The sequence below is a fragment of the Paraburkholderia sp. UCT2 genome (genome assembly GCF_014397665.1).
Lineage (GTDB): Bacteria > Pseudomonadota > Gammaproteobacteria > Burkholderiales > Burkholderiaceae > Paraburkholderia > Paraburkholderia tuberum.
In genome coordinates, this window is record NZ_VZQO01000045.1 from 19,962 (window position 1) to 45,263 (window position 25,302).

Below are 25,302 nucleotides of genomic sequence, written 5' to 3' on the forward strand. Positions count from 1 at the left end.
TTTGCTTTGAATTCGAACGCGGCTAACGGGGCCTCAGGCAGGTGGCGACACGCGCCAGCGGCTAGCGATAGATCGCCGTCACCGGCGCTTCGCCGAGCCGCGCGAAACCGCGGTACATACCCTCGGTATTGAACGGCAGCGTGACATTGCCCCGCGCGTCGACGGCGACGAGGCCGCCGCGTCCGTCGATCTTCGGCAAGCGGTTCATCACGACGTCGTGCGCGGCTTCTTCGAGCGAGACCTGGCGATAGGCCATCTGCGCGGCGACGTCGTAGGCGGCGACCATGCGCATGAACATTTCGCCCGCGCCGGTGGTCGATACCGCGCAGGTCGCGTCGTCCGCGTAGCAGCCCGCGCCGATCAGCGGCGTATCGCCGACGCGGCCCACCTGCTTGTTGGTCACGCCGCCCGTCGAGGTCGCCGCGGCGAGATGCCCGTGGCGGTCGAGCGCGACTGCGCCGACGGTGCCGAACTTGCGATTCGGATCGATCGGCTCGTGCGGCGTCGGGTCGTCGTTGCTCGAAGCCGTGGACGCGAGCGTCGCGGCGTCGTGATCGAGCATCGGACGCTGCTGCTCGCGCGCCAGTTGCCATTGGCGATAGCGCGCGTCGGTGTCGAAGTAGCTGTTGTCGACGAACTCGAGCCCCTGCGTTGCCGCGAACGCTTCCGCGCCTTCACCGGTGAACAGCACGTGGTCGCTGCGCTCGAGCACGCGGCGCGCGGCGAGAATCGGATTGCGCACGCGCTTCACGCAACAGATCGCGCCCGCGTCGAGCCTGCGGCCGTCCATGATCGCGGCGTCGAGCTCGTGCGTGCCGGCCGCCGTGTAGACCGCGCCGTGGCCCGCATTGAAGAGCGCGCAGTCTTCGAGCAGCCGCACCGCTTCGCTGACCGCGTCGAGCGCGCTGCCGCCGTCGGCGAGCACGCGCTGGCCAGCGCTCAGCACCGCGTTGAGCGCCGCGTGATATCCGGTTTCGGCGCTGGCCGACATCGACGTGCGCAGGATCGTCCCTGCCCCGCCGTGAATGGCAATGACTGCGTTGGAGTTCATCGTCTGGATCGTGAAGTGCGGGTGGTTCGGGGAGTGCGGGGTGCTGTGATGGCTTTTGCTTCGGCATCCCTGGCTTTCGTGCTTCTGGCTTGGGTGCTGTCGGCCTTTGCGCCGTCGCTGTGTTTTAGCCTTGCAGCCCTCGCGCGCGCGGCTTTGCTCACGGCGCGCGCCGGCTCCTGCGCGGCGCCGGCCGCGCCCGACTGCGGATCGAACAGCCACGGCAGCACGAACTCGCTGACCTCGGCGGCCGCCTTGACCGAGCGTTGCGCGCGATACGCGACCGCGTCGCACAACGCCTCGATGACCGCGAGCACGGCCGAATCGGCATTCGACGCGAGACGCCGGTCGGTGCGGACATACAGCGCCAGGTCCGCGAACCGCACGAGCGGCGAGCGCGGACCGTCGGTGAGCGCGAGCACGCGTGCGCCGCGTTCGGAGGCGCGGCGCGCGAGCTCGATCGTGTCCTCGACATAGCGCGGAAACGCGATGCCGATCACGAGATCGCCCGGGCCCGAACCCACGAGGTGCCGCGCCGCATGCGACGGCCCGCCGCTCAGCGCCAGCGAATGCACGTTGTCGTGATACGGCAGAAGTCCGTGCTCCATCAAGCTCGCGAGAAACGCGCTGGCGCCGAAGCCGATCACGAATACGCGACGCGCGGCGATGATCGCGTCGACGGCGGCGTCGGCGGTCGCGCGATCGATCGACGTACGCGTTGCGTGCAGATTGTTGACGGCCTGCTCGAGCGACGCGTCGATCAGATCGTCACCGGCCGCGAGCGTTTCCTGCGCGCTGCGCAGCCGCTCGACCGGCGCGAGCGTCGCCTCGAAGCCACGCACGAGCGCCTCGCGAAACTGCGGATAACCGTCGAAGCCGAGCGCGCGCGCAAAGCGATTCGCGCTCGCGACCGACGCGCCGACCACGCTCGCGAGCTCGTCGATACGCATCGTCGCCGCGCGGAACAGATGGGCCAGCACGTACTCGCCCATGCGCTGGTGGATCGGCGTGAGCGTCGGCATCGCGGCGGTGATGCGCGCGGCAATGGCCTGCTCGGCGGGGTTCGACACAGCGGACGGGTGATGGATCATGCGAGCGGACAGGCGCGGTTGTTCTATGCGAATGGGATGAAATTATATTTACATGAAACACGCGCCGAAAAAAATTCATTTTCATTATTTCGAGGGTTTTCACCGACCGAAGCCCTCGTAGGCGCCAGAGTAAGCGCGACTGGCGCCATAGTTCTACGATTGACCGGGGAGGCGGCTGGGCGATATCTGGATGAAATATTCGGTCGCCTCGTGCAATTGGAGGACAAGCCTGGGCCAGATGCTTTGGCCGATTGGCGAAATAGTTCGTTACACGGTGCAGGATCGTTTCCCACGATCGCCGGGACTGTCATGGGGTGCGCTCTGTTGATCGCCACTGACGGTATAGCGGGCCGATATGTTGAGTTGAGACAAGCAGCGTTGGATGGACTTGCTGCACGCCAGCGAATGCCAGTGCGTTTCGGCAATACCTTCTACCCGCCGTGGTAACGCCTGCATGACGGAGAGGACTGCGGCCGTCCGTTTCAGAACAGGAAGTAGACGCCTCGGTCGGTCGGCTAATACAGCTAATTGGCCGTTGTGGGTCCGACTTGCGACGATCATCCGCTGCGGGCCGGCAAGCGGTTCTCAATTCAGCTATCGGACCGGGTTCGGCCAAAAGCGGCCCGTCGACATCGATGCGTAAATCGTCGACAATCCGTGACCGCACTGTAGTTGAAACGCACCAAGCGCAAGCTGGACCGCCGCATCAGCTTGTCCAAAGCTTTTTTTCAGCCTTGATCCATGGAATTCAGAAACATCTTAGCTATTTCATTTCTCGCGCTCGGGCTCGCTGGATACGCTCAAGCGGGCAATTGCGCAGACAATGTTTCTTCATTGGCCGGTGTCTACAGCTCAGCGCACCCAGTCACGATCGACGGTGTCAAGGTGCCGACCAATGGCTATATCGAAATCGATCAGAATGGTCAAATCACGGCCTTCGAACAAGATGATGAAGGCCCGGCGTCCGTCGGAAGTGGATGCTATAGGTTGGCGGCCGGGACGGCGACCAACGCAGGGCTGCAGGGGCGCATTCTTACACCAGGCGTTTCGCCGCGCGGCGATGCCGTATATCAAACGCTCGCCGGTGACGGCGATACGTTCGGGATTCTGGTTGAGCCTACCGCTAGTGGGGGCATGCAATGGTTCTTCCATTGGGGTCGCGCGAATAGTACGGTCACAATCAATGGAAGTAAGAATATCGTCAATTCTGTAAAACAGTCGTCCTATTCCATTAGCGGACCCGCTTTAGCTTCACCAACGCCAGCGCAGTTGCGCAGCATGCTTTGCCACCCAGGCACGGTAGATCTGCCACACGTAAAGCCAGACTTCGTTTTCCATGTCCAGCGGCCGAAAGCCAACGCAACACAGCCCGATCAGGATATCGCGGCGGCGAGCAATCCAGTTGCGGCAGGCACCGTCCACCAAACGCCCCTTCCGGCGAGCGTTGTCAACTCACCCTCACCTCTGGCAGCCGCGCTTCCTTTCGAGATCGGGAAACCGCTCGACACGACCGCATTCGTTAGACTCGGCATTCCTTCGGGTTCATCCAAGGCGAAGATCCTGACAGAATGGGCTCAAAAAGTCGTCTCCGACCCGGACATCAAAACCTACTTTTCTACCTCCAATACTGATCCAGCTGCCGCGAGCACAATGGGCTTCTCGCACGCATTGGGCATGCTGGACGGAATGCAGCGAATTTCGCAGGAAGACCGTGAACAGCTGATCGGCATGTCAACACGCGCTCTCGACAATGCGCCGCCGGATTGTGGCGGCGCCAAGAATCTCCAGGTGATTACGTCGCGCTATCTCTCCCTGGGAACGGAGAGTGATAAGGATTTTCAGGCCCAACTGCACGCAATGTTCGATCTGCTTAAACAGTCAACCGCGAATACCCCACCACCACAGATCACTGCAGCACAGCGGTTGCAAGGGCAACTTGCACTCTCCACGTCTATCGCAGATGCGCTGAAACAAGATCCTTCCGAGACTGACGATCTCGGGCTGTTGATGAGTGGCAAACAAGCGGACCTTTCTCCAGTGGCATGGTGCAGGGCCACACGTTTCTATCGCGATGCCCTCGACAAGACACCACAACCGGCACGCGACTGGGTCATGCTTGCCGAGCTCGAAAACCAGAGACGTTCTGCCTCCGTGCTCATGACAGCGCTGAAGAATCTAGCTTCGATGACGCAGGCCGCTCGACAACCGGCCGCTGCACCAAAGGTGTTCGACTACGCGGAAATGGTGCGGCAACACGTACGCCCAAACATCGTCTGGAGTGGAAAGGCGGATCGCAAGGAAACGGTGGTCGAAGTCAATTGCACGCCTTCAGGCAGCTTGGAGTCTGTGAGGATTGTCCGCCCGAGCGGCGATCGGGCGTGGGATCGGGCCGCTCTTGAAGCGGTCAGGCGCTCCGATCCAATGCCGCGGGATGAGAGCGGTCGAGCACCCCCATCGTTCACGATAACGCTGAGGCCCGGTATTTGATTGGCCTGTGGTCCTTATCTCTCGTCCGCGCGTGTAATAAGCTACCACGCAGTGAGCGTCTCCTTTCGAGCAACGTGACCGTCGCTTCGGGGTCGGCTCCGGCCGATCGCGGCCGGAGACATGCTACAACTTTGGCGCGAACGTAGGCCAGTCGCACGAACTTTGTCGCACCCACTCTGGCACATGTGGCGCGGCTACGCGTAGGCCCTTGATGTTCAGTGTGCGACATCCCAATAACTGGGGCGGCCTACGGCCCTTCAGAAAAGGGGTTCGGCAGCCGAGCCCTGTTGCACCCCGATGAAAATCCATTTTCATCGACGCGACGGGTGGCTTCACCGCGTGCCGCGCTCCGCCGCTCAGCACGCCGCCGCGCTCTGTTCGGGAATGCCCAGGAGCCGCGCCGCCGGCGACATCACGATGATCAGCGCCTGCACGACGAACGCGAGCGACGCCGCGACCAGACACACGTCGATGCTCCAGCGCGCGCTGAGCGCGGCGCCGAGCAGCGCGCCCACCGGCCGCGCGCCGTAGGTGGCGGTGCTGATCAGCGCGGACACGCGGCCGATCATCCGTTCGGGCGTGATCGCCTGACGCAGCGTGGTCGAGCCGACGACCCACAGGATTGGTCCCGCGCCGAGCAGGAAGAAGCTCGCGAGCGCGAGCCAGAACGATGGGACGATCAGCGTCGCCACCATCACGAGCGACGCGAGCAGGCCGCACGACGGTCCGACGATCAGCAGACGGCCGAATGCGAGACGCCGCGCGACCGCGGGCGCGGCGAGCGCGCCGCAGACCATGCCGCCCCCGTACGCGCCGAGCGTCACGCCGACCGCCGAGGCATTGAGCCCCAGCCGATGCACCGCGTAAGGCACATAGACCGCCTGCAGGATGAAGAAGCCGAGATTGAAGAACACGGCGGTCAGCAGCATCGGCAGCAGCAACGGATCGCGCAGCACGAAGCGCGTGCCGTCGCGCAGCTCCAGCATGAAGTGCCGCCGCGGCGCGGCCGCGCGCGGCGGCTCGCGCAATCCCGCCAGCAACGCGACCGCGAACGCCGACAACATCGCCGCGCCGCCATACGCCCAGCCCGCGCCGATCCAGCCGACCAGCACGCCGCCCAGCGCCGGCCCCGCCGAATACGCGACGCTGCGCGCGAGTTCGAGCCGGCCGTTCGCGCTCGCATAGGCGTCGCGCGGCACGATCGACGGCACCAGCGACGGCGCCGCAACGTTGTAGGCGACCGTACCCGTCGCGGCGACGAAGCCGAGCGCGGCGAGCAGCGGCAGGTTCAGCGCATGCGTGAGCACCAGCAGCAGCACGCACAGCATCGCGCAGACCCGCACGCTCTCGGCGAGCGTCATCAGCACGCGGCGCGAGCGGCGGTCGGCCCAGACGCCGAGCGGCATCGACAGCAACAGGAACGGCAGCGTCTGCGCGGTTTGCAGCAGACCGGTATCGCGCGCGTCGGCGCCGAGCGCGAACACCGCGACGAGCGGTGCGGCGGCGAGGCTGATCTGCTCCGCCGATTGCGCGCACAGGTTCGACCAGGCGAGGCGCTGGAATGCGCGGGGCAGACGTTGAGCATTGGACGGCGAAGACGACGAAGGGGAAGACGTGGCGGACATCGATGCACTCCCGAGGTTTTGACGTGAGGCATTCATCGTCGGCGCTCAGGGCCTGCGGGGCGCTCCGGTTCTTGCGGTGTTATTCTTCGCTCGCCATGAATCTCGAAAGCATTCTCTTTACTCAAGGTTTCGGTTCGCGCCGCCAATGCCGTGCGCTGATCGGCGACGGCCGCGTCAGCGTCGACGGTGCGATTTGCACTGATGCCGACGCCGATTTCGTTGTTGATGGCGGCGCGTTGCGCTTTAGCGTCGACGGCGTCGAATGGCCGTATCGCGAGCACGCGTATCTGTTGCTGAACAAGCCCATCGGCTACGAATGCTCGCGCGATCCGCAGCATCATCTGAGCGTGTTCAGCCTGCTGCCGCCGCAGTTCGCCGAGCGCGGCGTGCAGTGCGTCGGCCGTCTCGATCAGGACACCACGGGCCTCCTGCTGCTCTCCGACGACGGCAAGTTCGTGCATCAGTTCACGTCGCCGAAACGCAAGGTGCCGAAGCTCTACGTCGCGACCACGCGCCATCCGCTCGACGACGCGCAGCTCGCCGCGCTGCGCGACGGCGTGCTGCTGCACGGCGAAACGAAACCCAGCGCCGCGCTCGACGCCCAGGCGCGCGACACTCACACGCTCGCGCTCACCGTGCTCGAAGGCAAATACCACCAGGTCAAGCGGATGATCGCGGCCTCGGGCAACCGCTGCGAGGCGCTGCATCGCGAACGGATCGGTGAACTCGCGCTTCCCGCGACGCTCGCGCCCGGCGCATGGCAATGGCTCGACGAAGCGGGTCTTGCCGCGCTGCGGACCGGGTAAACGACTAGCCCCAACGAGCGCCCGCCTAAGCCCTTGATGCGCCGGAGAAAGCCCGCGCGCATTGCGGTGCACCGAACATAGGCCGTTGCGTTGCAGCATGCCGTTGCTTACATGTCGCCCTATACTCGTCTAAACAAACGACTACAAAGATTTCAAGGAGGGGCGCCATGCAAATCGACGGCACGATGGCGTTTTCGCACGCGATGACCGCGTTTATCTGCTTTGCGCTGCTACTGGTCGGCGGATTGCTGGTCATCATGCGGCTGCGGCACAAGTACCATCCGAATCTGATCGGCGCATTGATCGGCGGCATGCTGTGTTTCCTGTTGCTGGAAGTGCTGCCTGCGCTGAGCTGATGCCGGTTGGACCGCGCAGCTCGTTTTGCGCGGCGCATTGATGCGGTGCGGCGGATACGCTTTGCGGGGCAACCCGGCCCTCGCGAGGCGGTATTTTGTTTCTGCTGCTGGCCCTAGCCGCGTTTCCCGTTCGCCTCGCGCAAAAAATCCTCGACGCTCGGATAGCGCAGACGTACCCGCAATTCCTCCTTCAGACGCCGGTTCACGAGCCGGCGCGACTCGCGCATGAACGACAGCAGCATCGGATCGATCTGCTGCTCCGCCTGCTCTCTCGTGATGCGCGGTGGGCGCGCGAGCCCGAACGCATCGGCGACCGCGTCGAAATACTCCCCCATTTTCAGCGACGAATCGTCGGACGCGTGCAGTGCGCGCGCGGGCCGGCCATGCGTGGCGAGACGCACGAGGATCGCGGCGAGGTCGTCGGCGTGGATGTGATTCGTGTAGACGTCATCGGCATCGACGAGCGCCGGCGTGCCTCTTTCGAGCCGCGCGAGCGGCAGACGGTTGCGCGCATAGATGCCCGGGATCCGCGCGATGCTCGTGGCGACGCTGCCGCGCGCCGTCGCGCGCCGCAACTGCCGCTCGGCCGACACGCGACGTTTGGCGCGCGCATTCGCGGGCCGCGGCGCGCGCGTTTCGTCGATCCACGCGCCGCCGCAATCGCCGTAGACGCCCGTCGTGCTCGCGTAAACGATGCGCACCGGTGCGCGCGAAGCGCCGGTCCGGCGCACCCCGTCGGGTACAATATCGGGTGTTTCAGCGTCCAGACCTGAAGCGCGCGCACGGCGCAACCGCGCGATCGGCGCGACGGACGACCTCGCCGCGCAAGCGTTCATGCGGCCCGCGGCACCTAACGTCGCAAGCAGCGCGCGAGTGCGTCGATCGTCGTCGCCGGACTTCTGCGGCGGCGCGAGATGCAGCACCGTCGGCGCGAGGCGCGCGAGCCGTTTGAGGCTGCCGCGCGCGTCGAGATCGCCGACGAGCGGCATCACGCCCGCGGCGCGCAACTCATCGCAGCGCGCGGCATGGCTCGTCAACGCGAAGATACGCGCGCGCGGCCGCAACAGGGGCACGCAGCGCATGCCGACGTCGCCGCATCCTACGATCAGCACGCGCGGCCGGCGGAAGTTTCGTGTCGCTTTCATGGTGGGCGCATTGTAGCGGTCACACGCAACAGGTACCGCGCGGTTGATCCGGCGGGTCCCATTACGATTCCGAATTTTCGATTCCGAACACTTTATGGCATTTAACGTCACGCTCCGGCAAACCGGCCGGCAGTTTCAGGTAGAACAGGACGAACCGGTGCTCTCCGCAGCGCTGCGTCAAGGCATCGGCCTGCCGTACGGCTGCAAGAACGGCGCGTGCGGTTCGTGCAAAGGCACGGTCGTGAGCGGCGAGGTCGAACAGCGCGCGCACTCGTCGTCGGCGCTGTCGAACGACGAAAAGACGCGCGGCATGGCGCTCCTGTGCTGCGCGAGCGCGTGCTCCGATCTCGAAGTCGACATCCGCGAAGTGGCCGGCGTCGGCGATGTGCAGGTCAAGAAACTGCCGTGCCGCGTGAACGCGATCGAGCGCAAGGCCGACGACGTGATCGTCGTGAAGCTGCAACTGCCCGCCAACGAACGTCTGCAATATCTGGCCGGCCAGTACCTCGAATTCATCCTGAAGGACGGCAAGCGCCGCAGCTATTCGATGGCGAGCGCGCCGCACGTCGAAGGCCCGGTCGAACTGCACATCCGCCACATGCCCGGCGGCGCGTTCACCGACCATGTGTTCAACACGATGAAGGAGCGCGACATCCTGCGCTTCGAAGCGCCGCTCGGCACGTTCTTCCTGCGCGAAGACTCGGACAAGCCGATCGTGCTGCTCGCGTCGGGCACCGGCTTCGCGCCGCTGAAGGCGATCGTCGAGCATGCGGTGTTCAAGAGCATGACGCGCCCCATGACGCTCTACTGGGGCGCGCGCCGCAAGAAAGACCTGTATCTGCTCGAACTCGCCGAGCAATGGGCGCGCGAGATTCCGAACTTCAAGTTCGTGCCAGTGCTCTCCGAGCCCGATGCGGGCGACGCATGGACGGGCCGCACGGGCTTCGTGCATCGGGCGGTGATCGAGGATCTGCCCGATCTGTCGGCCTACCAGGTGTATGCATGCGGCGCGCCGGTGATGGTCGAATCGGCGCTGCGCGACTTCACACAGCATCACCAGTTGCCGGAAGACGAGTTCTACGCGGACTCGTTCACCAGCGCGGCCGATCTCGCGAACGCGGTCTGATTGCACGGCGGCAAATTCCCCCCGATGCAGCGCCAGTGCAAATTCATGGTTTACACCAGCGCTTTTCTTATCGTATTCTTTCGCGCATGAACCGCATCCAGTCCGAATTCCGACGTCGCCGCTCGCCGCTCCCTTAGGGACGCCGCTGGCTTCGTCACGGACTCGCGCCACACAAAACCTGGGCGCAAGCTGTTCGAATCATGAAAGCCACGGCATGCCGTGGCTTTTCTGTTTTTCCGGCCGTCGTTTTTATTGGCCAAACCGTCACCGTTTCTTCACTCTGCTCTTACCCTTTTGCCTGGAGCCTGCCGTCATGAATTTCAATGAGTATCCAATCGATTCGCTGATGTACATCACGAACCGACCTGAAATCGTTTTCACGCACGGCAAAGGCTCGTGGCTTTACGACAACAACGGCAAGCGCTACCTGGATTTCATTCAGGGCTGGGCGGTCAATTGCCTCGGCCACTGCAACGACGGCATGATCGAAGCGCTGAACCAGCAGGCCAAGCTGCTGATCAACCCGTCGCCGGCGTTCTACAACGAGCCGATGGCGAAGCTCGCGGGCCTGCTCACGCAGCACAGCTGCTTCGACAAGGTGTTCTTCGCGAACAGCGGCGCCGAGGCGAACGAAGGCGCGATCAAGCTCGCGCGCAAGTGGGGCAGGAAGTTCAAGGACGGCGCGTTCGAGATCATCACGTTCGACCACAGCTTCCACGGCCGCACGCTCGCGACGATGTCGGCCAGCGGCAAGCCGGGCTGGGACACGATCTACGCGCCGCAGGTGCCGGGCTTCCCGAAGGCGGACCTGAACGACATCGCGTCGGTGGAAAAGCTGATCAACGCGAAGACCGTCGCGGTGATGCTCGAGCCGATCCAGGGCGAAGGCGGCGTGATCCCCGCAACCCGCGAGTTCATGCAGCAACTGCGCGAGCTGACGAAAAAACACAACATCTTGCTGATCGTCGACGAAGTGCAAAGCGGCTGCGGTCGCGCCGGCACGCTGTTCGCGTATCAGCTGTCGGGCATCGAGCCGGACATCATGACGCTCGGCAAAGGCATCGGCGGCGGCGTGCCGCTCGCGGCGCTGCTGTCGAAGGCGGAAATCGCCGTGTTCGAAGCGGGCGATCAGGGCGGCACCTACAACGGCAATCCGCTGATGACCGCGGTCGGCTACTCGGTGATCTCGCAGCTGACGGCGCCGGGCTTCCTCGAAGGCGTGCGCTCGCGCGGCGAATATCTGCGCACGAAGCTGCTCGAGCTGTCCGAGGAGCGCGGCTTCAAGGGCGAGCGCGGCGAGGGTCTGCTGCGCGCGCTGCTGCTCGGCAAGGACATCGGCAACCAGATTGTCGAGAAGGCGCGCGACATGCAACCCGACGGCGTGCTGCTGAACGCCGCGCGTCCGAACCTGCTGCGCTTCATGCCGGCGCTTAACGTGACGACCGAAGAAATCGACCAGATGCTGGCGATGCTGCGCTCGGTTCTCGACTCGCTGTAATCAACCACGGAGCGCACCGATGACAACGAACACGACGCTGTCGATCCGCCGCTTCGACGCGACCGATACCGAAGCCGTGATTGCGCTATGGCAGGACGTGTTTCCCGAGCATCGCGACGTGACGCGACCGCAGCGCAACCCGCGTCTGTCGATCGCCAACAAGCTCGCGACGCAACCGGAGCTGTTCTTCGTCGCGGTGCTCGATGGACGCATCGTCGGCACCGTAATGGGCGGCTATGATGGACACCGCGGCTGGCTGTATTCGCTCGCGGTCGACGCATCGCTGCGACGTCATGGCATCGGCACGCGGCTCGTCGCGCACGTCGAGAGCGAGTTGACGAAGCTTGGTTGTCCGAAGCTGAACCTGCAGGTACTGTCGTCGGCAACGGCTGAAATACGGGCGTTCTACGATGCGCTCGGGTATCGCACCGATGCGGTGATCAGCCTCGGCAAGCGGCTCGGCCAATACGCCGACGCGGCCCCGGCCAGTTGATTCGCGTCGTACGCCTGATTAAAGAAAGCCGCATGCGTTGCTTGACGCATGCGGCTTTTTCAATGGTTCTCCCGGAAGCAGCGCACATATCGGCGGATTCGGACAAATAGCAGATGGCGAGCAGTCGGATTGCCTAAAATCGTTTACGCACGAGACGACGCCGGCGCTGGAAAGACAGGTTTGCGGCGAATCGCGACCCTTCCCCCCCGGGGGCGGCTCATGCGTCTGAGTCCCAACGCGTTGGAATCCTAAGGGGAATCTTCATGGCGACTTATGTGGTGCTCCTGCAATTTACGGATCAGGGTATCCGCACGATCAAGAACAGTGCAGAGCGAGCCGGGCAGGCGGCGGAAATGGCGAAATCTTTTGGCTGCGAGATGAAGCAGATCTACTGGACGTTAGGGGCATACGACGTTGTCTCGGTCGTCGAAGCGGCAGACGAGCAGAGCTTCCTCGCCTTCGGCTTCGCACTCGGCTCGGCCGGCAATGTCCGCTCGCAAACGCTGCGTGCGTTCACAAAAGACGAAATCAGTTCGGTTATCGGGCGACTCCCTTAATTCACGTCCCAACCAGAAAAATAAAACGCGCCCCGCGACATTGCATCGCGGGGCGCGTTGCAAGCCGGACGTGTGCGCAAAGGGCATACGTCCAACTATTCACCCACTCATTCACCCACTCATTCACCCAGATAGGCGGCCCGAACCTTCGGATCGTCGAGCATCTGCTTCGCATCGCCCGACATCGTGATCAGACCGGAGTCCATCACGTAGCCGCGATTCGCCGCCTGCAGCGCGAGCCGCGCGTTCTGCTCGACGAGCAGCACGGTCATGCCTTCAGAGGAAATCAGGCGCACCACTTCGAAGATCTTCTCGACCATGATCGGCGACAGACCCATCGACGGTTCGTCGAGCAGCAGCAGTTTGGGCCGCGAGATGATCGCGCGTGCCATCGCGAGCATCTGCTGCTCGCCGCCCGACAGCGTGCCCGCGTATTGCGATGCACGCTCCTTCAGACGCGGAAAGAAGCCGAACATGCGCTCGACGTCCGACTTGATGCCATCGACATCGTTGCGCAGATACGCACCCATCTGCATGTTCTCGACGATCGACATGCGCGCGAAAATGCCGCGCCCTTCCGGCACCATCGCGAGACCGCGCTTCAGAAGCTCATGCGCGGGCAGGCCCTTGATCGACTGACCCATGTACTCGATGTCGCCGGCCGCATACGCCTTCAGGCCGGTGATCGCCTTCATCGTCGTGGTTTTGCCCGCGCCGTTCGCGCCGATCAGCGTGACGAGTTCGCCCTGCCCGACCTCGAGGTCGACACCCTTGACCGCCTGGATGCCACCGTAGTTGACCTGCAGGCCCTTGATTTTCAACATTGCTTGCGTCGTGGACATCAGTGGACCCCCGCACCCAGATAAGCTTCGATCACCTTCGCATCCTTCTGCACGTCCTGCGGCAGACCTTGCGCAATCACCTTGCCGTAGTCGAGCACCGTCATCTGATTGCACAGACCCATCACGAGCTTCACGTCGTGTTCGATGAGCAGAATCGTCTTGCCGTCCGCACGGATCTTGTCGAGCAGCCTGGTCAGCTCGACCTTCTCGGTGGCGTTCATGCCGGCCGCCGGTTCGTCGAGCGCGAGCAGCTTCGGATCGGTCGCCAGCGCACGCGCGATTTCGAGCCGCCGCTGGTGGCCATACGACAGGTTGCGCGACGTATAGTCCGCGTACTGCGTAATGCCGACGTAGTCGAGCAGTTCGAGCGCGCGCTCCTTGATCTCGCGCTCTTCCTGGCGTTCGGCCGGCGTCTGGAACACCGCGCCGAGCAGACCGTGCTTCGTGCGCACATGACGGCCGACCATCACGTTTTCGAGCGCGGTCATGCCGCCGAACAGACGGATGTTCTGGAACGTGCGCGCAATGCCCGCCTTCGCGACCTGATAGACCGCGGTCGGCGTGTAGCTCTCGCCGTCGAGCTTGAACTCGCCTGAATCCGGCGTGTACAGACCCGTGATCACATTGAAGAAGGTGGTCTTGCCGGCGCCGTTCGGGCCGATCAGACCGTAGATCTCGCCCGCGCGGATCTGCAGGCCGACCTCGGAAAGCGCTTGCAGCCCGCCGAAGCGCTTGTTGACGCCCTTCACCGACAGACGGATCGCTGCGTTGTTGCTTACGTTATCGCTCATGTCTTTTTCTCCACCGGACCTTATGCGCGCACCGGCTTCTTGCCGCCACGCTTCGCCAGCTTCGCAATCCTGTCTTCGTGCTTCGGCGCGGGCCACAGGCCTTCCGAGCGGTACAGCATGATCACGACCATCGCGAGGCCGTACAGCAACTGACGGATCACTTCGGTATCGACGATTTCATGGCCGAAGATCATGTTCTGCAGCGGACCCATCGTCGAGCGCAGGAACTCGGGGAACACCGCGAGCAGCACCGCGCCGAGGATCACGCCCGGAATGTGGCCCATGCCGCCGAGCACCACGCAGGCGAGCACCACGACCGATTCCCAGAACGTGAACGATTCCGGCGACACGAAACCCTGGAACGAGCCGAACATCGCGCCCGACAGGCCGCCGAACGACGCGCCCATCGCGAACGCAAGCAGCTTCACGTTACGGGTATTGATGCCCATTGCCTTGGCCGCGATTTCGTCTTCGCGGATCGCGGCCCACGCGCGGCCGATGCGCGAATGCTGCAGACGCGTACAGGTCCAGATCACGAACAGCGCGCACAGCACGAACAGGTAGTAGTACAGGTACACCGACGGAAACTGCATGCCGAACAGCGAGTGTGTCTGCGCGAGGCTGAAGCCGCCGACGGACACCGGATCGATCCCGGTGATCCCCTTCGGGCCGTTGGTGATGTTCACCGGACGGTCGAGGTTGTTCATGAAGATCCGCACGATTTCCCCGAAGCCGAGGGTCACGATCGCGAGGTAGTCGCCACGCAGACGCAGTGTCGGCGCACCGAGCAGAATCCCGAACATCGCGGCGAGCGCCATCGCGATCGGCGCGATGATCCAGATCGGCACGTGGATGCCGTTCGGCGCGAGATGCGCGATCCACGCGAATTGCGTCGCGAGGTGCGGTGAGCTCAGCAGCGCGGCCGTGTAGGCGCCGATCGCGTAGAACGCGATGTAGCCCAAGTCCAGCAGGCCGGCAAAGCCGACCACCACGTTCAGGCCCAGCGCGAGCATCACGTACAGCATCGCGAAGTCGAGCACGCGGACCCAGTAGTTGCCGCCCGCGGCGCCGATGACCATCGGCGCCGCGATCACGAAGATCGCCGTGAGAATACCGATAGTCAGCGTCTTCGTGCGGTTCTTTTCGGGGATGAGCGTCGTGGACGGCTCGATCGGTTGAATTGAGGTCATGATTGTTAACTCCTTGTGGCCCGGGATCAGGCGCGATCCGCGACACGTTCGCCGAGCAGGCCCGACGGACGGAACACCAGCACGACGATCAGCACGATGAACGCGAACACGTCCTGGTAGTTACTGCCGAACACGCCGCCCGTGAGGTCGCCGATATAGCCGGCACCCAACTGTTCGATCAGGCCGAGGAGCACGCCGCCGACCATCGCGCCGCCGAGATTGCCGATACCGCCGAGCACCGCCGCGGTAAAGGCCTTCAGGCCAGGGATGAAGCCCATGTAGAAGTGCGCGTTGCCGTATTCGGACGCGATCATCACGCCGGCGAGCGCAGCCAGCGCCGAGCCGATCATGAAGGTCGCCGAAATCACGAAGTTCGGGTTCACACCCATCAGACTCGCGACGTTCGGGTTCTCGGCGATCGCGCGCATCGCACGGCCGAGCCTGGTCTTGTGCACGAGCAGCAGGAGGCCGCCCATCACGAGGAACGCCGCCACGATGATCACGATTTCAGTCATCGAGATCACGGCGCCGGGCGTCGTGTCGGTGGCCTTGATCACGTTGAGCGGGTCGGTGGGCAACAGCTGCGGGAACGGCAGCGGATTGCGCGACCAGATCATCATCGCGAGCGTCTGCAGCAGAATCGATACACCGATCGCGGTGATCAGCGGCGCGAGACGCGGCGCACGCCGCAACGGCCGGTAGGCGACCCGCTCGATCGTGTAGCCGACCACCGCGCAGACCGCCGCCGCGATGATCAACGCGATCACGAGCGTCAGCACATTGCCGAGGCCGGGGAAGTGGTTCTGCAGCACACCTATGGCGGAGAGCGCAACCATCGCGCCCACCATCAACACGTCGCCGTGGGCGAAGTTGATGATGCCCAGAATGCCGTAAACCATCGTATAGCCCAGTGCGATGATGGCGTAGACACTGCCAAGCACCAGTCCATTGATGATCTGCTGGATGAAGATATCCATTTAATGCTCCTTAGCCCGTGCGACTGGATTCGCGTTTTTCATCTGCCGGTGGGCGGTGATGCGCTACGAATCTCAACGGCACTGCGGGTACTGATGTAAAAGACCGGTAAGGGTTATCCGTTGCCGGCTTGCCCTGACGACCGTGATGCGGTCGCGAGCTCACCTTGGGCGGATGCAAAAACGGCACCGTTGGATGGTGTCGGTGCCGTCAGGCCGAACTTCCCGTCATCACATCTTTACGACGTCGAGCACTGCTTTCTTGCCGTCCTTGAAGTCGTAAAGCGTAATGGCGCCCTCTTTCAAATCACCCTTGTCGTCGAACGCGATGTGGCCGATTACCCCGTTGTAATCGGTCGAAGGCATCGCAGCCAGCACCTTGGGCGCCTCGATAGAATTAGCGCGCTTCATTGCATCGACGATCACGTACACAGCGTCATACGTGAACGGCGCGTAAATCTGCACCGGCGTGTGGAAGCGGTCCTCGTACTTCTTTTCGAAGTCCGCTCCATTGGTCATTTTCGAAAGTGCGAGTCCTGCTTCCGAACAGACCAGGTTTTGCACGGCGGTACCCGCCAGCTCACCTACCTTGTCGGTACACACACCGTCGCCGCCAAGGATTTTTGCCCTGATACCGAGCGCCGCCGCCTGCTTCGTAAACGGCCCGCCCGTCGCGTCCATGCCGCCGAACATGATGGCGTCCGGCTGAACACTCTTGATCTTCGTGAGAATGGCCCGGAAATCCGTTGCCTTGTCGCTCGTCGCCTCCCGCGCGACGATCTTCGCGCCGCCCGCCTCGGCGGTCTTCGTGAACTCGTCCGCGAGACCTTTGCCGTAGGCGGTCGCATCGTCCACGACCGCGATGCGTTTGGCGCCCAGCGCCTTCGTCGCGTAATTGGCGAGCGCCGGACCCTGCTGCGCGTCGGTCGCGACCACCCGATAGGTCGTCTTGAACCCTTGCTGCGTATAGGCCGGATTCGTCGACGACGGCGAGATCTCGACGATGCTCGCGTCGCTATAGATCTTCGACGCCGGAATCGAGACCCCGGAGTTCAGGTGTCCGATCACCGCGACCACGTGATCGTCGACCAGCTTCTGCGCGACGGCGGTGCCGGTTTTCGGGTCCGCCGCATCGTCCTGCGCGTCGAGTTGCAGCTGGATCTTGCGACCGTCGATCGTCAAACCCTGCGCATTGATTTCTTCGACCGCGAGGCGCGCCCCATTTTCGTTGTCCTTGCCCAGGTGCGCGATGCCGCCCGTCAACGGAGCCGCATGACCGATCTTCACGATAGTCGCTTCGCTCGCGGCGGCAACCGCCGCGGCCGAGGCCCCCGATGCGCCCGTTCCCGCTTCGCCATCCTGTTTCTTGCCGCACGCGGTCAGCATCGCAACCGTGGCCGCGATGGACACGGCGTAAGCAAATTTGACTCGCATCAAGTAAGGTCTCCTGCGCCTTGCAAAATCCACTGTCCAGGACCTCAAGGCCTTGAGAACGCGCGCATTGTAACTCCAATTATGCGGGTGGCAATATTGTTGAACCGGTGGGGTTTTCCTGCATTGCAACCTGATTTTGAGAGCGAAATCCGTTAAAAGGCGCAACCTGGTTGCGATCCGATTTCGTGCACCAGTTGCACCGGCGCCGAACCCGCTGGCATCAAGTGTTGCGGGCGATCGGCGCGAATCCCGGATAGGCCGGGCTTTGCGTCGGGTATGACCATTTAGCGCGCGCTCGGTAAATTGCACCAATTCAGTGCATGCTCAATCCGTCTTAAGGCTTTGGCGAGCTTAAAACGGGGACGTATGGTGCCAAAATCTATAAAAGCCCGATCACAATTCAAGATAATTTGTGCGCGAGACCACCGAAAGTTGACCGGTCATTCGATGTGGCACTTAATTTAATCAGAGGTTCGTCGGCACGGGCATAAAAAAAGCGCGCCCACGGGCGCGCTTTCCTTTCAGTGTAGCTAACGGATTGTCAGGCTGGCAGACCGAGCCCGCGTGGCAGCGGAAACGCGATGTTTTCCTCGATGCCCTCGAGCGCGCGCACGTTGCGCACACCCAGTTCGCGCAAACGCGCGATCACCGCCTGCGCCAGCACCTCCGGCGCCGACGCACCGGCGGTCACGCCAATGCGGCGCTTGCCCTCGACCCAAAGCGGATCGATCTGATCGGGCGAATCGACCATATAGGCTGGCACGCCGAGCTTCTCGGCGAGCTCGCGCAAGCGGTTCGAATTCGAGCTGTTCGGACTGCCGACGACGATCACGACATCGCACTGCGGCGCCATGAACTTCACTGCGTCCTGGCGATTCTGCGTGGCGTAGCAGATGTCCTGCTTCTTCGGCTCACGGATGGACGGGTACTTGGCCTTCAGCGCGCCGATGATTTCGGCGGCGTCGTCGACCGACAGCGTGGTTTGCGTGACGAAGGCGATCCGCTCCGGATCGGCGAGCTGCAACGCCTGCACATCCTCGATGTCCTCGACCAGATGCATGCCCTCGGCCGCCTGGCCCATCGTGCCTTCGACTTCCGGGTGGCCCTTGTGGCCGATCATCACGATGTCGAAACCGTCCTGGCGCATCTTCGCGACTTCGATATGCACCTTGGTCACGAGCGGACAGGTGGCGTCGTACACCCGCAGCCCGCGCGACTCGGCCTCCGAGCGCACGGCCTTCGACACGCCATGCGCGCTGAAGATCACCGTGTTGCCCGCCGGCACTTCGTCCAGGTTCTCGATGAAGATCGCTCCCTTCTTGCGCAGGTCTTCGACCACATAGGCGTTATGGACGATTTCGTGACGCACGTAGATCGGCGAGCCATACAGCTTGATGGCCCGCTCGACGATCTCGATCGCCCGGTCGACGCCGGCGCAGAACCCGCGCGGCTGGGCCAGCAGGATCTCCGCTTCGGCAAGAGTCGTATCCGTGATGCTCATGTTTACAGAATCCCGATGATTTTCACTTCAAACGCCAGCGCCTGGCCGGCAAGCGGGTGATTGAAATCGAATAGGGCCGACGTTTCGCCAACTTCCTTCAGTACGCCGGCATAGCGCCCGCCGCCCGGCGCGTTGAATTCGACCAGGTCACCCGGGGAAAAATCCTCGCCGATCATGCTGTTCTCCCGCAGCGTGGCGAGGGACACGCGCTGGATCAGATCCGGATTGCGCGGGCCGAACGCCTGGCCCGGCGCTAGCTGAAAGGTCGAATGGCGGCCCACCTTCAAACCCAGCAAAATATCTTCCAGCGGCGGCGCCAGTTGACCGGCGCCGAGCAGCAGCGTGGCCGGCTTGTCGTTGAACGTGTTGATCACTTCGGCGCCATCGGCAAGGGAAAGCCGGTAATGCAGCGTGACGTGTGAACCGGGTTTCACCTCGGAAATATCGATGATGCTCATGCAATGCTCGCTCAGTCGAAGCGCTGCACGCGTGCGCCGCGGGGCAGTCGACGCGTGTGGCAAACCGTCGGCGTGCCGTGCGCAAAGTGTCTATTGTAAGCCACCTAGCGGGCGCCGGCTTGAGTCCGTCGCGCGCGAGGGCGGCACGGCCCGGCGGCGCATTGCGCCGCGTGCGCCGTCAACCTTACGCGGAGGACTCTATATATATGGCTGATTTCGCCAGCACAATCGACGAAACACCTGCGCCAACGCTGCGACGACCGAAGGCGCCGGCACGCGCCGGAGGCGGCGTGAAAGCCGCCGCGAATCGGTCGGCCGAGGCCCCGTCAGAAGCCGCCGACTCCACCGCCCGCTGCCGGCGGCAACTGTTTCGGGGTAAATGGCTCCGGCGCGACATGCCGCGCGAGCGACTGATCGAGCAGGGCCCCGACGTGCTGTCGGACACCGAAATGATCGCGCTCGTGCTCGGCTCTGGCCTGCCCGGTCACGACGTGTTCAGCGTCGCGCGGGCGCTGCTGGATCGCTTCGGCTCCCTGCGCGCGATGCTCGACGCGACTTATGCGGACTTCGACGGCATTCGCGGCATCGGCCCCGCGAAAAAAGCGCAATTACTCGCGATCATGGAAATGGCGCGTCGCTCGCTCGTCGACAAGATGCGCAAGCGCCCGCTAATGAATTCGCCCGAAGCGGTCGAAAGTTATCTGCGCCTTCTGATCGGCGGACAGCCGCAGGAGGTGTTCGTGTCGCTGTTTCTCGACGCCCGGCATCGGCTGATCCGCTGCGAGGAAAGCGCGCGCGGCTCGCTCACGCGCATGGCCGTGTATCCGCGCGAGATCGTGCGGCGGGCGCTCGCCGCGAACGCGGCCAGCCTGATCGTCGCGCATAATCATCCGTCCGGCGCCGTCGAGCCGAGTGCCAGCGACTGCCGCCTCACGCAGACGCTGCGCGACGCGCTCGCGCTCGTCGATGTGCAGTTGATCGATCATCTGGTGATCGGCGCGGACACCGTATATTCGTTCGCCCGCGCCGGCTGGCCGGGGCTCGCGCGCAAGCCCGCCCGAGCGCGGGAAGCGGAATGGCCGCCGTACGGCGCAGCATCCCGCATCGCAAATAAGGTTTGATTTTGCGGCTTTTTTTCTGCTAGAATTCCGGTTTGCCTATTTCCAACCCCCTGTTCCGAAGCCATCAAGGCGTTCCGCAAAGGTCAGGCAGCTGTGGTAGCGAAGTGTCTCAATGCAAATTCGGCGCAACTTCGCACACTTTCAGCGCGGCTCTTTTCGGGAAACTTTCACGGCGTTCGAACTCAGAATTAGCGTATTAGGAGTGCTCTCATGGCACGCGTATGCCAAGTAACTGGGAAAGCGCCGATGAGCGGCAACAACGTTTCCCACGCGAACAACAAGACCAAGCGCCGGTTCCTGCCGAACCTGCAAAACCGCCGTATCTGGGTGGAAAGCGAAAACCGTTGGGTGCGTCTGCGCGTTTCGAACGCCGGCCTGCGCCTGATCGACAAGAACGGTATCGACGCTGTGCTCGCAGATTTGCGCGCACGCGGTGAAGCCTAAGGAGTAAATCATGGCGAAAGGCGCACGCGACAAGATCAAGCTGGAATCGACCGCAGGCACGGGTCACTTCTACACGACCACGAAGAACAAACGCAACATGCCGGAAAAGATGCTGATCAAGAAATTTGATCCGGTCATCCGCAAGCACGTTGACTACAAGGAAACCAAGATCAAGTAATCTTGGCTCTCCAGCCTGACGAAGGCAAAAACATGAAAAGCCTCGCATTCGTGCGAGGCTTTTTTGTTTTTGCACGGACCTCGCGATAGCTCCGCAAGGCGCGCGCGAATCGCCCTATTCCGTTCGGCCAGCTTTCGCCAGGGCGATGCGGCGCGTATCCTTTGTCGTTTTCGCGGCGTGCGGTTCGCGCGCCGTCATCGCAAAACGAAAGACGGAGATGTGGGCAATGGAATTCGATGTGGCGATTGTCGGTAGCGGTCTGGCTGGTTTGAGCGTCGCGCTCAATCTCGCGCAGACACGGCGCGTTGCTGTGATCGCCAAGCGATCGCTGACCGAAGGCGCGAGCGACTGGGCGCAAGGCGGCATCGCCGCGGTGCTCGATTCGGCGGACAGCGTCGAGAATCACGTGCGCGATACGCTGACCGCAGGCGGCGGCCTGTGCGACGAGGCGGCGACACGCTTTATCGTCGAGCATGGGCGCGCCGCGATCGAATGGCTGATCGGACAGGGCGTGCCGTTCACGAAAGACGAGGCCGCCGAACTGGGCTTTCATTTGACGCGCGAAGGCGGCCATAGCCATCGCCGGATCATTCACGCGGCCGACGCGACCGGCCATGCGGTCGTCGCCACGCTCAGCGAGCAGGTGCGCCAGCATCCGAACATCACGCTGTTCGAAGACCATCACGCAATCGACCTGATCACGTCCGAACGCCTCGGCCTGCCCGGCCGCCGCTGCCATGGTCTGTATGCGCTCGATCTGCAAAGCGGCCGCACCGTTACGATCGAAGCGCCGCATACGGTGCTCGCGACCGGCGGCGCCGGCAAGGTCTACCTGTACACGACCAACCCCGACACCGCGACCGGCGACGGCATCGCGATGGCATGGCGCGCCGGCTGCCGCGTGTCGAACATGGAATTCATCCAGTTCCACCCGACGTGCCTGTTTCACCCGTACGCGAAGTCGTTCCTGATTTCGGAAGCAGTGCGCGGCGAAGGCGGCATTCTGAAACTGCCGGATGGCACGCGCTTCATGCCCAATCACGACGAGCGCGCGGAGCTTGCGCCGCGCGACATCGTCGCGCGGGCGATCGACTTCGAGATCAAGAAACGCGGCATCGATTGCGTGTACCTCGACATCAGCCACCAGCCGGCCGCGTTCCTGCACGAGCATTTCCCGACGATCCTGGCACGCTGCCTCGAGTTCGGCATCGACATCACGAAAGAGCCGATTCCAGTGGTACCGGCCGCACATTACACGTGCGGCGGCGTCGTCACCGATCTGGCGGGCCGCACCGATATCGCGGGTCTCTACGCGGTCGGCGAAACGTCCTGCACCGGCCTGCACGGTGCGAACCGACTTGCCAGCAATTCGCTGCTCGAATGCCTCGTGATCGGCCGCTCCGCCGCCAAGGCGATCGAAGAGGAAGGCTTCGCTGCCGCCGTTCACGCGCCGCTGCCGGCCTGGGACGAAAGCCGCGTGTCCGATCCGGACGAGGAGGTCGTGGTCGCGCACAACTGGGACGAACTGCGCCGGCTGATGTGGAACTACGTCGGTATCGTGCGCACCGACAAGCGACTCGAGCGCGCGAAGCATCGGCTCGCGTTGCTGCGCGACGAGATCCACGAGTACTACGCGAACTTCAAGGTGAGCCGCGATCTGCTGGAACTGCGCAATCTGGTCGATGTGGCGTCGCTGATCGTGGACAGCGCGCGCTCGCGGCGCGAAAGCCGCGGCCTGCATTTCAGCCGCGACTGGCCGTCCACATTACCCAAGGCGCTACCGACGGTGCTCACGCCGAAGTATGTACGCAGGCCGAATACCTGACAGCCTTGGGCCGAGGTACACGCTGAAACGACGCCACAAACGACAAGGCCATTGCCGGTAAGCTCCGGCAATGGCCTTGTTGAGTCGTCACGAGCGTCGACTGTCGCGCTAAAACGCGTGGCGCTCAAACGATCCGCATCGAGTAGTCGGTCGCGCGCACGTCTTTGGTCAGTGCGCCAATCGACACGCGGTCCACGCCAGTCTCCGCGATCGTGCGCACGGTCTCGAAATTCACGCCGCCGGACACTTCGAGCACCGCGCGCCCGGCCGTGATGCGAACCGCGTCGCGCATCATGTCGAACGAGAAGTTGTCGAGCAGGATCGACTGCGCGCCATGCGCGAGCGCAGTTTCCAGTTGTTCGAGCGTTTCGACTTCGATCTGGATCGGCACGCCCGCATTCAACGCGAACGCCGCGTCCATCGCCGCGCCCACGCCGCCGGCCGCGGCGATATGGTTTTCCTTGATCAGAATGCCGTCGTACAGCGCGAGCCGCTGGTTCGCACCGCCGCCGATGCGCACCGCGTACTTCTGCGCGAGCCGCAAGCCCGGGAGCGTCTTGCGCGTATCGAGAACGCGCGCGTGCGTGTGAGCAATCGCGTCGACATAGCGGCGCGTCGCGCTCGCCACGCCCGACAGCAGCTGCAGGAAATTCACCGCGTTGCGCTCGGCGGTCAGCAGCGCGCGCACCGGCCCGCGAAGATCGCAGACCGTCGTGTCGGCGCTCATGCGGTCGCCCTCGCGGTAACGCCATTGAACTACGATGCGAGGATCGACCGCGCGCATCACCGCATCGAACCACGGCACGCCGCACAGTACCGCTTCCTCGCGCACGATGATGCGCGCGTCGCGAACGTCATCGGCAGGCACGAGGCGGCCGGTCTGATCGCCGGTGCCGATATCTTCGGCGAGTGCATCGGCGACATTGCGTGCGAGCGCCGCGTCGAACGCCACGCCATATTGCGCGTGAATCGCCGCGAAAAGCGGCGACACTGCGTCGGCCCCTTCGCGCGCCACTACCTGCTCAGGCGCCTTCTCCACCACCTTCATTACGCTGCCCCCACATTCGAATACAGTTGCGCGTCGCGCGCGAGATCGCCGCTCGCCTGCACGCGCTTCTTGTGACGCGCCGCGAAATCGAGCATGCGATCGATAGGTCGACGCGCACGCTCGCCGATCCCACGCTCGACGAAGATTTCGTTGTGGCCGCGCTCGAGCACATCGGCCAGATTGGCGAGTCCGTTCATCGCCATCCACGGGCAATGCGCGCAGCTCTTGCAGGTCGCGCTGTTGCCGGCCGTCGGCGCGGCAATCAGCGTCTTGCCGGGCGCGGCGAGTTGCATCTTGTGCAGGATGCCGAGGTCGGTCGCGACGATGAAGTGCGTCGCGTCGAGCTTCTGCGCGGCGTCGATCAACTGCGTGGTCGAGCCGACCACGTCCGCCTGGGCGACCACGTTGGCCGGCGACTCCGGATGCACGAGCACCTTCGCGTGCGGATAATCGGCGCGCAGCAGATCGAGTTCGATGCCCTTGAATTCGTCGTGCACGAGGCACGAGCCCTGCCACATCAGCATGTCCGCGCCGGTCTTGCCCTGGATGAAGCTGCCGAGATGACGGTCCGGCGCCCAGATGATCTTCTCGCCGCGCGCATGCAGATCGGCGACGATCTCCAACCCGATCGACGACGTCACCATCCAGTCCGCGCGCGCCTTCACGGCCGCGCTCGTGTTCGCGTACACGACCACCGTGCGGTCCGGGTGTGCGTCGCAGAACGCCGAGAACTCGTCGACCGGACAACCGAGGTCGAGCGAACAGGTCGCATCCAGATCCGGCATCAGAACGCGCTTGTCTGGACTGAGGATTTTTGCGGTCTCGCCCATGAAGCGCACGCCCGCGACCACCAGCGTCTGCGCCTCGTGATCGCGGCCGAAGCGCGCCATTTCCAGCGAATCGGCCACGCAACCGCCGGTTTCGTCGGCGAGTTCCTGCAATTCGGCGTCGACATAATAGTGCGCGACCAGCACCGCTTTCTCGCGCTTGAGTAATTCGCGAATGCGCGCCTTCAGCGCCCGCTTTTCTTCCGCCGACGGCGTCTCGGGCACCTTCGCCCACGCCTGCCCGATCCCGCAGGTCGTGCCCTGCGCCTGAGGCCGATCGAATTCGACGGTCCTGATCGCCTGCTGCTCCATCATCTCCTCTGCCCTCCACCTGGCCGCCGCGGCTTGCCGATCGCGCTACACGCGCAATGCATTTCCACGGCCCATAAATGCAAAACCCCGCCAGCGCGGGGTTTTGTGACGTCCTGAAATTTTAA

At 63.5% G+C, this 25,302-nt stretch carries 24 protein-coding genes; 11 read left to right on the forward strand and 13 right to left on the reverse strand.

Going from position 1 to position 25,302, the window contains the following annotated elements:
• Positions 1-61: 61 nt before the first annotated feature.
• Together F6X39_RS28500 and F6X39_RS28505 are read right to left on the reverse strand one after the other, a co-directional pair.
• The gene (locus F6X39_RS28500; RefSeq protein WP_187619035.1) at positions 62-1,051 is read right to left on the reverse strand and encodes an isoaspartyl peptidase/L-asparaginase family protein; all 990 of its coding nucleotides are present in this window, start codon (positions 1,049-1,051) and stop codon (positions 62-64) included.
• A complete protein-coding gene (locus F6X39_RS28505) occupies positions 1,048-2,139 on the reverse strand; it encodes a MurR/RpiR family transcriptional regulator (RefSeq protein WP_187619036.1) in 1,092 nt (363 codons plus the stop codon). Before F6X39_RS28505 ends, F6X39_RS28500 begins: the two co-directional genes overlap by 4 nt.
• Positions 2,140-2,880: 741 nt before the next feature.
• Between F6X39_RS28505 and F6X39_RS28510 the strand changes: the two genes are divergently transcribed.
• Entirely contained in the window at positions 2,881-4,626 is a 1,746-nt protein-coding gene (locus tag F6X39_RS28510; RefSeq protein WP_262414842.1) for an energy transducer TonB, read from the forward strand.
• Positions 4,627-4,982: 356 nt separating this feature from the next.
• Here F6X39_RS28510 and F6X39_RS28515 read toward each other — a convergent pair whose 3' ends face one another.
• A complete protein-coding gene (locus F6X39_RS28515; protein WP_187619037.1) occupies positions 4,983-6,251 on the reverse strand; it encodes an MFS transporter in 1,269 nt (422 codons plus the stop codon).
• A 95-nt stretch (positions 6,252-6,346) separates the two neighbouring features.
• Here F6X39_RS28515 and F6X39_RS28520 point away from each other — a divergent pair, with 95 nt between their 5' ends.
• Positions 6,347-7,057: a pseudouridine synthase gene (locus F6X39_RS28520; RefSeq protein ID WP_187619038.1), complete on the forward strand. Its 711-nt coding sequence runs from the start codon at positions 6,347-6,349 to the stop codon at positions 7,055-7,057.
• A 167-nt stretch (positions 7,058-7,224) separates the two neighbouring features.
• Entirely contained in the window at positions 7,225-7,413 is a 189-nt protein-coding gene (locus F6X39_RS28525; RefSeq protein ID WP_187619039.1) for a hypothetical protein, read from the forward strand.
• Positions 7,414-7,526: 113 nt separating this feature from the next.
• Here the strand turns inward: F6X39_RS28525 and F6X39_RS28530 are convergent, their stop codons facing one another.
• The gene (locus F6X39_RS28530) at positions 7,527-8,558 is read right to left on the reverse strand and encodes an SDR family NAD(P)-dependent oxidoreductase (protein WP_187619040.1); all 1,032 of its coding nucleotides are present in this window, start codon (positions 8,556-8,558) and stop codon (positions 7,527-7,529) included.
• Positions 8,559-8,652: 94 nt separating this feature from the next.
• On the opposite strand from F6X39_RS28530, the gene F6X39_RS28535 reads away from it, so the two are divergent.
• From F6X39_RS28535 to F6X39_RS28550, 4 genes are all read left to right on the forward strand, one after another.
• Positions 8,653-9,684: a CDP-6-deoxy-delta-3,4-glucoseen reductase gene (locus tag F6X39_RS28535; protein WP_184058155.1), complete on the forward strand. Its 1,032-nt coding sequence runs from the start codon at positions 8,653-8,655 to the stop codon at positions 9,682-9,684.
• A 313-nt stretch (positions 9,685-9,997) separates the two neighbouring features.
• Positions 9,998-11,182, forward strand: a complete 1,185-nt coding sequence (locus F6X39_RS28540; RefSeq protein WP_187619041.1) for an acetylornithine transaminase — start codon at positions 9,998-10,000, stop codon at positions 11,180-11,182.
• A 19-nt stretch (positions 11,183-11,201) separates the two neighbouring features.
• A complete protein-coding gene (locus tag F6X39_RS28545; protein ID WP_187619042.1) occupies positions 11,202-11,675 on the forward strand; it encodes a GNAT family acetyltransferase in 474 nt (157 codons plus the stop codon).
• Between the two features lie 263 nt (positions 11,676-11,938).
• The gene (locus F6X39_RS28550; protein WP_018421572.1) at positions 11,939-12,232 is read left to right on the forward strand and encodes a GYD domain-containing protein; all 294 of its coding nucleotides are present in this window, start codon (positions 11,939-11,941) and stop codon (positions 12,230-12,232) included.
• Positions 12,233-12,351: 119 nt separating this feature from the next.
• Here the strand turns inward: F6X39_RS28550 and F6X39_RS28555 are convergent, their stop codons facing one another.
• From F6X39_RS28555 to F6X39_RS28585, 7 genes are all read right to left on the reverse strand, one after another.
• On the reverse strand, positions 12,352-13,056 hold the full coding sequence (locus tag F6X39_RS28555; protein WP_409258974.1) for an ABC transporter ATP-binding protein: 705 nt from the start codon (positions 13,054-13,056) through the stop codon (positions 12,352-12,354).
• A 17-nt stretch (positions 13,057-13,073) separates the two neighbouring features.
• Positions 13,074-13,865, reverse strand: a complete 792-nt coding sequence (locus F6X39_RS28560) for an ABC transporter ATP-binding protein (RefSeq protein ID WP_090801554.1) — start codon at positions 13,863-13,865, stop codon at positions 13,074-13,076.
• Positions 13,866-13,885: 20 nt separating this feature from the next.
• Complete coding sequence (locus tag F6X39_RS28565) at positions 13,886-15,055, reverse strand: ABC transporter permease subunit (RefSeq protein WP_184023149.1); 1,170 nt, start codon at positions 15,053-15,055, stop codon at positions 13,886-13,888.
• A gap of 26 nt (positions 15,056-15,081) precedes the next feature.
• The gene (locus F6X39_RS28570) at positions 15,082-16,032 is read right to left on the reverse strand and encodes a branched-chain amino acid ABC transporter permease (RefSeq protein WP_184051600.1); all 951 of its coding nucleotides are present in this window, start codon (positions 16,030-16,032) and stop codon (positions 15,082-15,084) included.
• Between the two features lie 228 nt (positions 16,033-16,260).
• A complete protein-coding gene (locus F6X39_RS28575; protein WP_187619059.1) occupies positions 16,261-17,463 on the reverse strand; it encodes a branched-chain amino acid ABC transporter substrate-binding protein in 1,203 nt (400 codons plus the stop codon).
• Positions 17,464-18,004: 541 nt separating this feature from the next.
• Positions 18,005-18,964: a 4-hydroxy-3-methylbut-2-enyl diphosphate reductase gene (gene ispH, locus F6X39_RS28580; protein ID WP_187619043.1), complete on the reverse strand. Its 960-nt coding sequence runs from the start codon at positions 18,962-18,964 to the stop codon at positions 18,005-18,007.
• 2 nt (positions 18,965-18,966) lie between these two features.
• Positions 18,967-19,422: a peptidylprolyl isomerase gene (locus F6X39_RS28585; protein WP_090801560.1), complete on the reverse strand. Its 456-nt coding sequence runs from the start codon at positions 19,420-19,422 to the stop codon at positions 18,967-18,969.
• A gap of 206 nt (positions 19,423-19,628) precedes the next feature.
• Here F6X39_RS28585 and radC point away from each other — a divergent pair, with 206 nt between their 5' ends.
• The 4 genes from radC (at position 19,629) to nadB (ending at position 22,990) form a co-directional block, all read left to right on the forward strand.
• Positions 19,629-20,543, forward strand: coding sequence for a RadC family protein (gene radC, locus F6X39_RS28590; protein ID WP_184072717.1), 915 nt, complete (start codon positions 19,629-19,631; stop codon positions 20,541-20,543).
• 210 nt (positions 20,544-20,753) lie between these two features.
• Positions 20,754-20,987 (forward strand): 50S ribosomal protein L28, encoded by a 234-nt coding sequence (gene rpmB, locus F6X39_RS28595; protein WP_007180631.1) that lies wholly within the window; start codon positions 20,754-20,756, stop codon positions 20,985-20,987.
• A 10-nt stretch (positions 20,988-20,997) separates the two neighbouring features.
• A complete protein-coding gene (gene rpmG, locus F6X39_RS28600) occupies positions 20,998-21,165 on the forward strand; it encodes a 50S ribosomal protein L33 (RefSeq protein WP_008919555.1) in 168 nt (55 codons plus the stop codon).
• Positions 21,166-21,391: 226 nt separating this feature from the next.
• The gene (nadB, locus tag F6X39_RS28605) at positions 21,392-22,990 is read left to right on the forward strand and encodes an L-aspartate oxidase (protein ID WP_187619044.1); all 1,599 of its coding nucleotides are present in this window, start codon (positions 21,392-21,394) and stop codon (positions 22,988-22,990) included.
• 124 nt (positions 22,991-23,114) lie between these two features.
• Here nadB and nadC read toward each other — a convergent pair whose 3' ends face one another.
• A complete protein-coding gene (gene nadC, locus F6X39_RS28610; RefSeq protein WP_187619045.1) occupies positions 23,115-24,038 on the reverse strand; it encodes a carboxylating nicotinate-nucleotide diphosphorylase in 924 nt (307 codons plus the stop codon).
• Positions 24,038-25,177 carry a quinolinate synthase NadA gene (gene nadA, locus F6X39_RS28615; protein ID WP_187619060.1) on the reverse strand — a complete coding sequence of 380 codons (1,140 nt, stop codon included), beginning with the start codon at positions 25,175-25,177 and terminating at the stop codon, positions 24,038-24,040. Before nadA ends, nadC begins: the two co-directional genes overlap by 1 nt.
• Positions 25,178-25,302 lie beyond the last annotated feature (125 nt).

Bases quoted from the DNA above. Each gene is read 5' to 3' on its own strand.
- F6X39_RS28555 (WP_409258974.1), bottom strand. From the start codon at position 13,056: ATGTTGAAAATCAAGGGCCTGCAGGTCAACTACGGTGGCATCCAGGCG.
- F6X39_RS28540 (WP_187619041.1), top strand. From the start codon at position 9,998: ATGAATTTCAATGAGTATCCAATCGATTCGCTGATGTACATCACGAAC.
- F6X39_RS28510 (WP_262414842.1), top strand. From the start codon at position 2,881: ATGGAATTCAGAAACATCTTAGCTATTTCATTTCTCGCGCTCGGGCTC.
- F6X39_RS28530 (WP_187619040.1), bottom strand. From the start codon at position 8,558: ATGAAAGCGACACGAAACTTCCGCCGGCCGCGCGTGCTGATCGTAGGA.
- F6X39_RS28535 (WP_184058155.1), top strand. From the start codon at position 8,653: ATGGCATTTAACGTCACGCTCCGGCAAACCGGCCGGCAGTTTCAGGTA.
- F6X39_RS28565 (WP_184023149.1), bottom strand. From the start codon at position 15,055: ATGACCTCAATTCAACCGATCGAGCCGTCCACGACGCTCATCCCCGAA.
- radC (WP_184072717.1), top strand. From the start codon at position 19,629: ATGGCTGATTTCGCCAGCACAATCGACGAAACACCTGCGCCAACGCTG.
- F6X39_RS28560 (WP_090801554.1), bottom strand. From the start codon at position 13,865: ATGAGCGATAACGTAAGCAACAACGCAGCGATCCGTCTGTCGGTGAAG.
- F6X39_RS28585 (WP_090801560.1), bottom strand. From the start codon at position 19,422: ATGAGCATCATCGATATTTCCGAGGTGAAACCCGGTTCACACGTCACG.
- rpmB (WP_007180631.1), top strand. From the start codon at position 20,754: ATGGCACGCGTATGCCAAGTAACTGGGAAAGCGCCGATGAGCGGCAAC.
- nadA (WP_187619060.1), bottom strand. From the start codon at position 25,177: ATGGAGCAGCAGGCGATCAGGACCGTCGAATTCGATCGGCCTCAGGCG.
- F6X39_RS28515 (WP_187619037.1), bottom strand. From the start codon at position 6,251: ATGTCCGCCACGTCTTCCCCTTCGTCGTCTTCGCCGTCCAATGCTCAA.
- F6X39_RS28525 (WP_187619039.1), top strand. From the start codon at position 7,225: ATGCAAATCGACGGCACGATGGCGTTTTCGCACGCGATGACCGCGTTT.
- nadB (WP_187619044.1), top strand. From the start codon at position 21,392: ATGGAATTCGATGTGGCGATTGTCGGTAGCGGTCTGGCTGGTTTGAGC.
- rpmG (WP_008919555.1), top strand. From the start codon at position 20,998: ATGGCGAAAGGCGCACGCGACAAGATCAAGCTGGAATCGACCGCAGGC.
- F6X39_RS28575 (WP_187619059.1), bottom strand. From the start codon at position 17,463: ATGCGAGTCAAATTTGCTTACGCCGTGTCCATCGCGGCCACGGTTGCG.
- ispH (WP_187619043.1), bottom strand. From the start codon at position 18,964: ATGAGCATCACGGATACGACTCTTGCCGAAGCGGAGATCCTGCTGGCC.
- F6X39_RS28500 (WP_187619035.1), bottom strand. From the start codon at position 1,051: ATGAACTCCAACGCAGTCATTGCCATTCACGGCGGGGCAGGGACGATC.
- F6X39_RS28505 (WP_187619036.1), bottom strand. From the start codon at position 2,139: ATGATCCATCACCCGTCCGCTGTGTCGAACCCCGCCGAGCAGGCCATT.
- F6X39_RS28545 (WP_187619042.1), top strand. From the start codon at position 11,202: ATGACAACGAACACGACGCTGTCGATCCGCCGCTTCGACGCGACCGAT.
- nadC (WP_187619045.1), bottom strand. From the start codon at position 24,038: ATGAAGGTGGTGGAGAAGGCGCCTGAGCAGGTAGTGGCGCGCGAAGGG.
- F6X39_RS28570 (WP_184051600.1), bottom strand. From the start codon at position 16,032: ATGGATATCTTCATCCAGCAGATCATCAATGGACTGGTGCTTGGCAGT.
- F6X39_RS28550 (WP_018421572.1), top strand. From the start codon at position 11,939: ATGGCGACTTATGTGGTGCTCCTGCAATTTACGGATCAGGGTATCCGC.
- F6X39_RS28520 (WP_187619038.1), top strand. From the start codon at position 6,347: ATGAATCTCGAAAGCATTCTCTTTACTCAAGGTTTCGGTTCGCGCCGC.